This is a genomic window from Pseudoxanthomonas sp. CCNWLW251 (assembly GCF_037402255.1).
GTDB lineage: Bacteria > Pseudomonadota > Gammaproteobacteria > Xanthomonadales > Xanthomonadaceae > Pseudoxanthomonas_A.
In genome coordinates, this window is record NZ_JBBEGA010000001.1 from 1,382,049 (window position 1) to 1,393,216 (window position 11,168).

Below are 11,168 nucleotides of genomic sequence, written 5' to 3' on the forward strand. Positions count from 1 at the left end.
CCGGGCGGAACAGCGCAACCCGTGGCATCGTGCCCGATCACATGGGGCAAAGAAAGACGGAGCCGCCGGACCTGCCGACGACTCCGTCCCTGGATCGCACCGCTGCGGTCAGAACTTGTACCGCAGGCCGAACATGTAGCGCGGGCCGGTCTGGGTGGCGAACCGCACCATGTTCTCGTGACGGGCGTGGGTACGCATCGTCTCGTCGGTGAGGTTGATGCCTTCCAGGCTGATCGTCAGTTGTGGCGTCACCTGGTAGCTCACGTTCATGTCGAACTGGCCGTACTCTTCGACGTAGTTCGGGTTGTTGCCCTGCCCGCCGACACCGTTGAAGAACTCGTCGCGCCAGTTGTATGCCGCGCGGACCTGCCACGGCCCCTTGTCGTAGAACGCCACCAGGTTGGCCGAATCGCTCAGGCCGACCAGCGGATACTGGTCACCCAGGTCGGTGTTGTCGAAGGTCAGGCCCGAATCCACCTTGGTGTAGTTCGCCGCCAGGCCGAAGCCGCTGTCGCCGAACAGGTGCTGGACGTTGATCTCGAAACCATCGAGCGTGTCCGATCGCTGGTTGGCTGGAACGGTGATGTTGAACCCGGCGATGGGGTCGGTTGGCAGGCCGGTGATGGTGCCCGCACCCACGTCAACACCGGGATCATTGGCATGGTTGGTGAAGATGTAGGTACGGATGCAATCGCCATCCGTCGGCAGGCACCCTGCCGCCAGTGCATTGTTCCAGTACGCGCCCCCCACCGGCGTGTGCATCGCGAACGGTTCTTCGCGCACGATGGTATCGCTAATGAAGTTCTTGACGTCCTTGCGGAAGTAGCCGACCGAGACGTAGCTGCCCGGGCTGTAATACCACTCGAACGACAGGTCGAAGTTGTCCGCCAACAGCGGCTCCAGTGCCGGGTCGCCACGGCTGCCATCGCCACCGTTGATACGCACGACCTCAGCCAGCTGCTGCCCGCCTCGGATGGCACCCCAGCCTGGACGGCCGATGGTCTGGCTGTAGCTGCCGCGCAATACCATGCTGTCGCTGATGTCCAGCTTCAGGTCGAGGTTCGGCAGGAAGTAGTCGTAATCACCCTCACGTCGCGCAAAGCTCTGGCCTGGCGCATAGTTGACGTAGAGCTCGTTGGCCGCCACCCATCTGATGCTCTGCCCAACGCGCTCAAGCGAGTCCGAGACGACTTCAGTTTTCTCGTAGCGGACGCCGAGTGCCACGTGCAGCGGCATCGACCAATCGAACATCGTCGTCCACTGTACGTAGGCACTCTTGGATTTCTCCGTCGTGCGCATGTCGTCGGTGAACTGGGTCGGCATCTGGTAGCAGGTGGCACAACCAGATTCGGTGATGGCCGCTTGGCGCAGGCGCTCGAAGTCGAATACAAGGAACGTATCGGACCAGTTGGGATTGTTGTGGTTGCCAAACGCGTCGAAGTACCGGGACATGTGGTCGGTATACCAGATGCTGTCGTCGTAGTCGGCCGGCGTACCGACGCCACCCCACGTATCACGCTGCATCACCGCGGAAGCCGACCGGTTGCGCACGTCGGTGGCCGAGACACCGAAGTCCAGTCCCGAGTATTCGCCGAACTCGAAGCGGCCCTTGGCCTGCAATTGCTCGACCTCGGACTTGTTGTAGCTGTTCTGGAACACCGAACCGGTCACCAGCGCCTGCGATGCCAGCACCTCCGTCTGACCTGGCGGAAGCACCACACTGACGATCGGGATCTCACCGCTATAGTCCACCGTGGTGGTGCCGCGCACGTAAGCGGCCACGCCCAACACGCCTGCCGAGCCGAGCGGGCTGTCGGGCTTCGACTCGGAACTGGAGTTGTGGTAGTCGAACTCGAAGTTGAGGTTGTCGTTGACCTCCCACTCGACATTGAAGCCCAGTGACTCACCAGTGGTCTTGGTGGCCAGTCGCATGCCGCCCATGGACAAATCCTGGGCACCCTGGGCGAAGTCGCGATCTTCGGAATAGATGATCGGCGCGGCAACCGGACCATCGGTCCATGAACTGTCGCCCGGACCGTAGTTGAACCACACCGACAGCTCGCTGCGCTGCTGCTGCACCTTGTTCTCGATGTAGTTGTAGTCCAGGGTGGTCGTCACATTGTCGGTCGGCGCCCACTGCAGCGTCACCTGGCCGTTGGTGCGCTGGCGCTGCACGCCGTTGACGCTGTAGCCGGTGTTCTGCGGACGCGCGTAGACATCGTCCGGTCCAGGGCGATTGTCGATGCGGTCGTAGTACGTCTCGCCGGGCAGCGGCAGGCGCTGCCAGCTGTTCGAGTTGTCGCCGTAGAACGTCAGCCAGCCATCGGCCACCGACGCCTGGTTGAAGCCGGAGTCGCGCTCCTGGTAGCTGCCGCTGAGCGCGATACCGAAACGGCCATCGGCATAGGTCTGGCTGAAGATGCCGGACATCTCGCCGGTGAAATCGTTGCCCTGCATGGTCTTCGGCAGGTTGCCGTTGGAGCTGTCGTTGACCGCTTTCAGGCCGAACGTCGCGACCGGTTCGGCCTGCAGCGGGCGCGCCGTCCGCACGTCGATGGTGGCGCCGATGCCACCGGTCGGATTGTCGGCGCGACCGGTCTTGAAGACGCGGATCTCGGACACCGATTCGCTGGCCAGGTTGGCGAAGTCGAACGAGCGCGACGTCGAGGATCCCGCACCACCGCTGCCCAGGTTGGACGCCGGCATCTGGCGACCATTGAGCAGCACCAGGTTGTAGTCCGGGCCCATGCCGCGCACGGTGACCTTGGAGCCTTCGCCGCTGGACGTGCGATCGATCGACACACCGCTGATGCGCTGGAGCGATTCGGCCAGGTTGGTATCGGGGAACTTGCCGATGTCCTCGGCGACGATGCCATCGACGACGCCCTGCGCATCGCGCTTGAGGTTCATCGACGATTCCAGGCTCGCGCGGATGCCCTTGACCACGACGGTATCCAGCGTGGCGGGATCCACCTCACCGGTGGTTGCGGGCGCCGGATCGGCATTGCCCTGGGTCTCGACCTGCTGGGCCCACGCGGGCCCTGCGAGTGCGAGCAACAATGCGGATGTAAGCACCCGCTTCCTTGGAACGGATTGCACTTGCTTCATGGACTTTCCCCTCTCCGGAAATTCACGAATGGCGTTGGTGTGTGTGCTCGAGGCCCCTGTCCCCTTTCACGTTGGGCCGAATTGGACGCGCGATTGACAGCGTTGTCAACTTTCTGTGATTCGACTAGTGATTTGAAGAAAAAGGCTTGTTTCAAGCACTATTCTTCATGCTGCGTCGCAGCTGAAACCGTTTTCTTTCCTGCGGGTCGCCGCAAGGAAACTGAAAAAATTCCTGCGCAACCACACGGAAGGTTTTCTATTGGTATGGAATGCGCGCGCGGCATCCATCCTTCCGGACGCGCGTAGCGCCACTGGAATCCAGGGCCGATGCAAATGAGGAACGCGCCCGCTTCAGCGGCGCGCGGGTGGCTGTGTCGATTCGCGGAACAGCACTTCATGTTCGACGTGCACCATGCTCCCCGCGTCCGCCGCGCGGATGCGCGCCAACAGCTGCAGCGTGGCCAGCCTGCCCATTTCCGACGTGGGCTGACGCACCGTCGTCAGCGCAGGATAGATGTGGCGCGCGATGGGCGTGTCATCGAAGCCGCACACCGAGATGTCGCGCGGTACCGCCAGTCCGCGCTCGCAGGCCGCGCGGATGACGCCGGCGGCCATGTCGTCGTTGGCCGCGAAGATGGCGGTCGGTGGCCGGCGCAGGTCGAGCAGCCGATTACCAGCCTCGATGCCGGACTCGAACGAGAAGGCGCCCTGCACCACCAGATCCGCGTCGTACTCCAGGCCCGACGCACGCAACGCGTCCTTGTAGCCCTTGTAACGCCACTGGCAGGCACCATGCGCAGGCGGGCCCTTGATATGGCCGATGCGGCGATGGCCCTGTGCCACCAGCCCTGCGATGAGTTCGCGCACGGCGGCGGTCTCGTCCATCATCACGCCGATGCGATCGTCCGGGTGCTTGGGCGCGATGCACGCGAACGGCACCTCGTGCTGTTTGAGGAATTCCAGCACCACGGGGTCGTCCGTCAGCGGAGGAATCAGCACCACGCCGTCCGGCGCGAAGTGCTCGAACACCACCTTCAGGTCGTCGGCCTTGCGCTGCTTCGGCGCACCGACCGGCGCCAGCACCAGGTTGTAGTGATTGTCGCGACAGGCATCCAGCATGCCGCTCTGGATCTCCATCAGGTAGTTGCGCGACGGGTTGTTGTAGACCAGCGCGATGACATACGAACGCTGCCCGGCCAGGCTGCGCGCCGACAGGTTGGGACGGTACTGCAGCTGGTCGACCGCCTTCATGACCCGCTGGCGCATTTCTTCGCGGACGTTCGGCTCGTTGTTGAGCACGCGCGACACGGTCTTCATGGACACGCCTGCCACCGCGGCCACGTCTTCGATCCGACTACGCATTGGGATGCTCCTGATCCACTCCGCCCACCCTCCCGGCACGACGCCGGATTCTGACAGCGATGCCCGCCGCTTGGATACCGCACGGCGCGACCGGCGGCAGGTACGACATGCCGCAAACCTCACGGATGGAAACCAGTGGCAGGCGGCGATCACGCGCAAACCGTTGCTGCATGGCAACACACATCCGATGCCCACACACAAAGAACGCGCAATGCATCCCGTCTTTCCGGCAACCGACGCACAATCGGTTGACAGCAAGATGTAGCAACGCTATGACAGCGCTGTCAACTACCGTGCATCCGATGCCGTCCAGCAGGGCTCCCGGCTGCACTCTTCTCCAAGAGGCACCGACATGCATTCCATCCGATTGTTCTCCGCCGCCACGCTCGGCGTTGCCATGGCCGCCGGAATGGCGGGCGCAGGTGCCGCCGGACCCCCGGAGACCTCCATGCAACCCGCCTCCAAGGTGACCATCTACACGACCGCCCAGGACTCCCGCCAGCGCCTCAGCGAGACGGGCACTGCCGTGCTCAAGCCGGGACACACGCTGACGGAAGTGGAGACATCGGTCTTCGTGGATCCCGCCGTGCGGTTCCAGTCATTGCTGGGCATCGGCGGCGCCATCACCGACTCGACCGCCGAGGTCTACGCCACGCTCCCGCCCGCGAAACAGGCCGAGTTCATGCGTGCCTACTACGACACGCGGGAAGGCATCGGCTATTCGTTGGCGCGCACCACCATCCACAGCTCCGACTTCAGCTCGGCCAGCTACACGTACATCAAGGAAGGCGACAAGGCGCTGGAGACGTTCTCGATCGATCATGACCGCCAGGCCCGCCTGCCGATGATCAAGCAGGCCATCGCGGCCTCCGGCGGCAAGCTGCCCTTGTTCGCCAGCCCGTGGAGCGCGCCCGCCTTCATGAAGACGAACAACCACATGCTGCGCGGCGGCGCGCTGCTGCCCGAGTACCGGCAGGCATGGGCGAACTATTTCGTCAGGTTCATCCAGGCCTACGAGAAGGAAGGGGTGCCGATCTGGGGCATCACCGTGCAGAACGAGCCGATGGCCACGCAGACCTGGGAATCGATGCTGTACACGGCCGAGGAAGAGCGGGATTTCCTCAAGCAGCACCTCGGCCCGACCATGCACGCGGCCGGCTATGCCGACAAGAAGATCATCGTGTGGGACCACAACCGCGACATGATGCTGTACCGCGCCCAGGTGATCCTCGGCGACCCGGAGGCGGCGAAGTACGCTTGGGGCCTCGGCTTCCATTGGTACGAGACGTGGGCGGGTTTCGACCCGATGTACCGCAATGTGGCGGCAGTGACGCAGGCGTTTCCCGACAAGCCGGTGCTGCTGACCGAAGCGGCGGTCGAGAAGTTCGACCCCGCGCGCTACCAGCACTGGCCGAATGCCGAACGCTACGGGACTTCGATGATCCACGATCTCAACAACGGCGCCGTCGGCTGGACCGACTGGAACATGCTGCTGGACGAGAAGGGTGGCCCCAACCACGTGGGCAACTACTGCTTCGCCCCGCTGCATGCGGACACCCGCACGGGGGAGCTCATCTACACGCCCAGCTACTACTACATCGGTCATTTCTCGAAGTTCATCCGCCCGCAGGCGCGCCGCGTCAGCGCTGCCACCAGCCGCAGCACGCTGCTCGCGACCGCCTTCGTCAATCCGGACGGGCAACTGGCCACGGTGGTGATGAATCCCACCGACAAGGAAATCACGTACAACTTCTACGTGGGCCAAGCGTCGGCGATGGTGACCATCCCGGCACGCGCAATCCAGACACTGGTGAACTGACCACACCGCTGCGGGGAGTCCGACATGCGTCCGTTGCTTGTCCTGTTGTTGCTGCTGCCGGGCGCACCCACCTCCGCCGCGGATGCTTTCGCATGGCCGGACGGACGTCGTGCTGCCGTGAGCCTGGCCTACGACGATGCGGTCCCGTCGCAGCTGGACAATGCGATCCCCGCACTCGACCGCCACGGCCTGAAGGGCACGTTCTACCTGACGCTGTCCTCCGACACGCTGCGTACGCGGCAACAGGAGTGGGCGGCCGCCGCACGCAACGGCCATGAGCTCGGGAACCACAGCCTGTTCCACCAATGCTCGGGCGCCCGGCCTGATCGCGACTGGGTGGAGGCACACCGCGATCTCGACAGCGTCACCGTGGCGCAGATGCGCGACCAGGTGCTGCTGGCGAATGTCATGCTGACCGCACTGGATGGCCGGCACGAACGGACCATGACCGTGCCCTGCGGTGATACGCAGGCGCGCGACGGAAACTATGTCGACGCCGTCGCATCGGCATTTGTGGCAATCAAGCTGGGGCAGGGTGGCGTGGTCGCGGACATGGCGACACTCGATCCGATGGCGGTGCCGGTGGACGTTCCGGTCGAGGTGACCGGCGAAGCGCTGATCGCACGCGTCGAAGAGGCCGCGCGACGGGGCACGATGGTCAACTTCACCTTCCATGGCATCGGCGGCGACCACCTGGCCGTCTCCAACGACGCACACGAAGCGTTGCTGCGGCACCTGGCTGCCCATCCGGATGTGTACTGGGTGGCGCCCTTCATCGACATCATGCGCCACGTCGCGTTGGAACGCCCATCGCCTGCGCATGCGTCGCGATCCGGCAGCACGCGCGCCGCCACGCCATGAACTTCCGCCTGCGATAAACGCTCGACGGGGCATCCCGTTCAGCGCGGGCACGACGACAACATCGCGCGCGCATGCCAAGCGGCGCGGCGCGCCAGGTTGTAGGCCATGTCGGCCTCCCGTGGCAACAGGTGTTCCACGCGCGTCGGGTCGGCTCCGTTCGCGAACGCATGCTCCACGCGCTCCAACTGCGACAGGTGCTGCTGGATGGGCCGCAGCAGTTCTGCATACAGCGACTTCCGGCAATGCGGAAAATCCGCACCGAGTGCCGCCAATTGCGCCCTGATCGCGCGGCTCGCGGCCCCTTCCAGGCCAGGAGCCGGTTCGGACGCGATGGGCGCCGCCTTGTAGGCGTCTCCTGTTGCTTCGCTGCCGAGATCCGCCACTCGCTCGTGGTATGCGGGATTGAAGCGGACCTCAGGTGGTGGGCGCGCGCGTGCGGGCTGATCGCGCGTCCCCAACGGAATGACCACCGTGCCGGTGACGGTTCCGTGCGCGTTCTCCAGCAGGCTGTCTCCGGCAGTGCCTTTCCCGAGCCAGGCCTTGTCGAACCGGGTCTCCCGGTAATCAACGGGATTGCGACGGTCGAAGGGACCCGGCGCGTTGTTGCGCGCCACACCTTCTCCCGCGCCCGGTGGCGGCCGCACCGGCACGGCGCGCCCTGCCGCATCTTCCGGCAGAAGCAAGCGTCCATCGCGTCCGTACAGCACGAGTGGGACGCGTTGGTCCGCATGGACCCGCACCGAGGACGTGGCCGGTGACGCGGTCCTGCGCAGCGCCGACGGCAGGCCCTGCTCGTCCTGGTCCGGGCGGAACGGACGCGCTGACGCGCGCGGGGCCCGTGTCACGGTCGCGCGTGCAATGAAGCGTATCTGCAGCGTGGATTCGGATGCCTCCGCACGCACGACAGGGCGGTGCAGCATCAGCACGCGTGCGGTCAGCGCCAGGACGATGACGCTCACCAGGCACGCAATCAGGCGGTCCTTGGCATCGGCCGGCACCTGCCACACGTAGCCTGCGGCGCGCGGTCGCGGACCTGTCGCGGTTGCGCCAGTCAATGCAGGAGCTCACGCGGTGGTGTCCGGGGCAAGCCGGACAGCCTATGCGGCGGCAGGATCAAACCGGGTCGTCCCAGTGGCTCTTTGCCGGCGGGGGTGGTGGATACCCTTGGTCTTCCAGGCATGCGTCCAGCAGGTCGTGCTGCTCCGGATCAAGCAGGGGCGGTTCATGCGAGGCATCCGCGGCAGGAAACGGCAGGTCGAGCTCGTCGGCGCAGCGCGCGATCGCGTCCCTGAGCTCCGGATCCGGCATCGGCGGCACGCTATACCCATCCGCATGCGGATGATGTGGCGGTCCGTCGTGACCGAAAGGTACAGGCGGCGGTGGACGATGCAGATGCGGCGGCGAGCAGCAGGCGGCGAGCCCGAAGGCCAGCAAGCCCAACAGGGCGGCGCGGGAGGGCGTGGCGAGCAACAAGGAAGCTCCTTGAGAAGGGGGTTGGCGGGCATGGTGTCTGCAGGCTCCGCAGCGGATGAATCCGTCGCACGCATGGAACTGCGGCCGCCGCCACACGGCCCTGCAAGGCGGAACGGATGGCATGGGCGAACATCGGCGGCGGGGAGTGGTGAGGATGGACGCGCCGTGTCGCTTGCCTATGTCGTCGTGTGTCACCTCGTGCCGGGGGCAGTGCCACGTCGCGACACACGACGACATACCGGCGCGAAGAACGCGTTGCACCCTGCGGTGGCGTTGGCGACAGACCAACCTTGTACTCTCCCCTGGAAATCCCCTGCCGCCATCCCTCATGGCGGCTCTTTTCCCCTGTGTCGGGAAGGACCGGGGAATGACGCATACTTCTCACGGACGCTGCACGCCCCCGCGCCATGGACCTGAGCTCCCACATCCTGGTGGTCGACGACGACCCCGAACTGCGCACGCTGATCGGCGGCTTCCTGCGCGAGCACGGTTATCGCGTGGACGAGGTGGGCGATACGGCCGCGATGCGGGATGCCATTGCGCGGCGGCGACCCGACCTGATCGTGCTGGACGTGATGATGCCGGGCGAGGATGGCTTGGTCGCCGCACGCCGGTTGGCCAGCGAGTCCGGCCCTCCGGTGATCATGCTCAGCGCGCTCGGCACGGATACCGACCGCATCATCGGCCTGGAAGTCGGCGCCGACGATTACCTCGCCAAACCGTGCAATCCGCGCGAACTGCTGGCCCGCGTGCGCGCGCTTCTGCGCCGTCGGTCTCCCGCCGGCGATGGCGGTACCGGCCCGAACGGCGCTACCGTCTTCGGTTTCGATGGCTGGAGCCTGGATGTGGCCCGCCGTGAACTGCGCGATCCTGCGGGCACTTACATCAATCTTTCCGATGGCGAGTTCGCGCTGCTGCGCACCTTCATCGAACATCCGCAGCGCGTGCTCAGCCGTGACCAGTTGCTGGACTACGCGCGCGGCCACAACGTGGATGTATACGACCGGGCCATCGACAGCCAGGTCAGTCGGCTGCGCCGGAAGCTCAACGAGCGTGGCGGCACGGAAATGATCCGCACCGTGCGCAACGAGGGCTACATGCTGCTGCCTTCCGTCGTGCGCCGATGACGAACCGTCGGCGCCTGCCGCTTTTCGCACGGACATTCCTCCTCCTGCTTGTCGCGCTGGTGGTCGCGTATACCGTCGGCATGGCGGTACTGCTGTACCGGCCGCCCGCGGATGGCATCGCCTTGAGCGAGCTGACGGCGTTGCTGTCTTCGCGCATGCCCGCAACGAGCCCCGACCTGCAGGTCTCCTACGCCGACCAGGCGCCGTCGCCCGACGCTGCGCGCTACCGTGCCTCGCCGCTGTTCTCCGCACTGCTCGCCCAATGGCTGGGCAGCGAAGTGGAACGGGTGCGCTTCTTCCACCTGCAAGGCCCCCGGCCACCCTTCTCGCTCGCGCCGTTTCCCGCGCCGCCTGCGTCAGCACCTCCCGTTCCCCCGCCCGGAGGCATGCCGGGGGAAGGACGAGCGCAGGGAGCCGTCGACGTGAAAGGCGGACCGCCGCCGTTCCCGCCCAACTGGCACCCCGACGCTCCCCTTCGCGGCGATTTCGTGGCGGCCTACCGTCAGGCCGACGGGCGCTGGCGGGTCGTCGAGAACACGCGCAATCGTGCTGCCTTCATCGCAAGGCTGGGCACCCTGTTCCTCGCGGGCGTGCTGGCGCTGACGCCGCTGGCATGGTGGTTCTCGCGTGCGCTGGCGTCACCGATCCACCAGTTCACGCGTGCTGCCAACCGGATGGGCCGTGACGCCGATGCTCCGCCCCTCCCCCTCACGGGTCCCAGCGAGATCGCCAGCGCCGCCACCGCCTTCAACGCCATGCAGGCGCGACTGAACCGCCTGCTGAAAGAACGCAGCGAGATGGCGGGCGCCATCGCCCATGACCTGCGCACACCACTCGCACGGCTGGCGTTCCGGCTGGATGCGCTGCCTCCCGATGCACGCGGCAAGGCGTCCGCCGACATCAACGAGATGTCGCAGATGATCGATGCCACGCTGGAGTTCATCCACGACCAGAATCGCCTGCGCGCGCACGAATCACTCGATCTTCGCCTGCTGGTGGAAAGCGTGGTCGACAACCTGCGCGATACCGGGCACGACGTGCAGCTTGCGGACGGCCCGCCCGCGCCGATGAAAGGCGACCCGTTGTCGCTGCGGCGCATGGTCGCCAACCTGGTCGACAACGCGCTCAAGTACGGACAACGCGCGCAGCTCACGCTGACGGCGGAGCCGGAAGGTTATCGCCTGCAGGTGGACGATGAGGGGCCCGGCATCGATTCCACGCAGGAAGAGCAGTTGTTCATGCCCTTCGTGCGCGGGGATGCCTCACGCAACCGCAGCACGGGCGGCATCGGGCTGGGCCTGGCATCCGTGAAATCCACCGTGCTCGCCCACGGTGGCGATGTGACGCTGTCGAACCGCCGCAACGGGGGCCTGCGCGCCAGTGTCCATCTTCCCCATCGATCGGCGTAGGCGCGCCAG

The 11,168-nt window shown here is 65.6% G+C and carries 9 protein-coding genes; 5 read left to right on the top strand and 4 right to left on the bottom strand.

The window, feature by feature from the left end:
• Positions 1–108: 108 nt before the first annotated feature.
• Together WBN46_RS06515 and WBN46_RS06520 are read right to left on the bottom strand one after the other, a co-directional pair.
• The gene (locus tag WBN46_RS06515) at positions 109–3,108 is read right to left on the bottom strand and encodes a TonB-dependent receptor (protein WP_337730789.1); all 3,000 of its coding nucleotides are present in this window, start codon (positions 3,106–3,108) and stop codon (positions 109–111) included.
• 351 nt (positions 3,109–3,459) lie between these two features.
• A complete protein-coding gene (locus WBN46_RS06520; protein ID WP_337730790.1) occupies positions 3,460–4,470 on the bottom strand; it encodes a LacI family DNA-binding transcriptional regulator in 1,011 nt (336 codons plus the stop codon).
• A 4-nt stretch (positions 4,471–4,474) separates the two neighbouring features.
• Here WBN46_RS06520 and WBN46_RS06525 point away from each other — a divergent pair, with 4 nt between their 5' ends.
• The 3 genes from WBN46_RS06525 (at position 4,475) to WBN46_RS06535 (ending at position 7,150) form a co-directional block, all read left to right on the top strand.
• Positions 4,475–4,735, top strand: a complete 261-nt coding sequence (locus tag WBN46_RS06525) for a hypothetical protein (RefSeq protein ID WP_337730791.1) — start codon at positions 4,475–4,477, stop codon at positions 4,733–4,735.
• Between the two features lie 144 nt (positions 4,736–4,879).
• Positions 4,880–6,289: a glycoside hydrolase family 30 protein gene (locus tag WBN46_RS06530; protein WP_337730899.1), complete on the top strand. Its 1,410-nt coding sequence runs from the start codon at positions 4,880–4,882 to the stop codon at positions 6,287–6,289.
• A gap of 24 nt (positions 6,290–6,313) precedes the next feature.
• Complete coding sequence (locus WBN46_RS06535; RefSeq protein ID WP_337730792.1) at positions 6,314–7,150, top strand: polysaccharide deacetylase family protein; 837 nt, start codon at positions 6,314–6,316, stop codon at positions 7,148–7,150.
• A 38-nt stretch (positions 7,151–7,188) separates the two neighbouring features.
• Here WBN46_RS06535 and WBN46_RS06540 read toward each other — a convergent pair whose 3' ends face one another.
• Together WBN46_RS06540 and WBN46_RS06545 are read right to left on the bottom strand one after the other, a co-directional pair.
• Entirely contained in the window at positions 7,189–8,205 is a 1,017-nt protein-coding gene (locus WBN46_RS06540; protein WP_337730793.1) for a hypothetical protein, read from the bottom strand.
• Between the two features lie 58 nt (positions 8,206–8,263).
• Positions 8,264–8,620 (bottom strand): hypothetical protein, encoded by a 357-nt coding sequence (locus WBN46_RS06545; RefSeq protein ID WP_337730794.1) that lies wholly within the window; start codon positions 8,618–8,620, stop codon positions 8,264–8,266.
• A gap of 410 nt (positions 8,621–9,030) precedes the next feature.
• Here WBN46_RS06545 and WBN46_RS06550 point away from each other — a divergent pair, with 410 nt between their 5' ends.
• Positions 9,031–9,750: a response regulator gene (locus WBN46_RS06550; RefSeq protein WP_337730795.1), complete on the top strand. Its 720-nt coding sequence runs from the start codon at positions 9,031–9,033 to the stop codon at positions 9,748–9,750.
• The gene (locus WBN46_RS06555; protein WP_337730796.1) at positions 9,747–11,159 is read left to right on the top strand and encodes an ATP-binding protein; all 1,413 of its coding nucleotides are present in this window, start codon (positions 9,747–9,749) and stop codon (positions 11,157–11,159) included. Before WBN46_RS06550 ends, WBN46_RS06555 begins: the two co-directional genes overlap by 4 nt.
• Positions 11,160–11,168 lie beyond the last annotated feature (9 nt).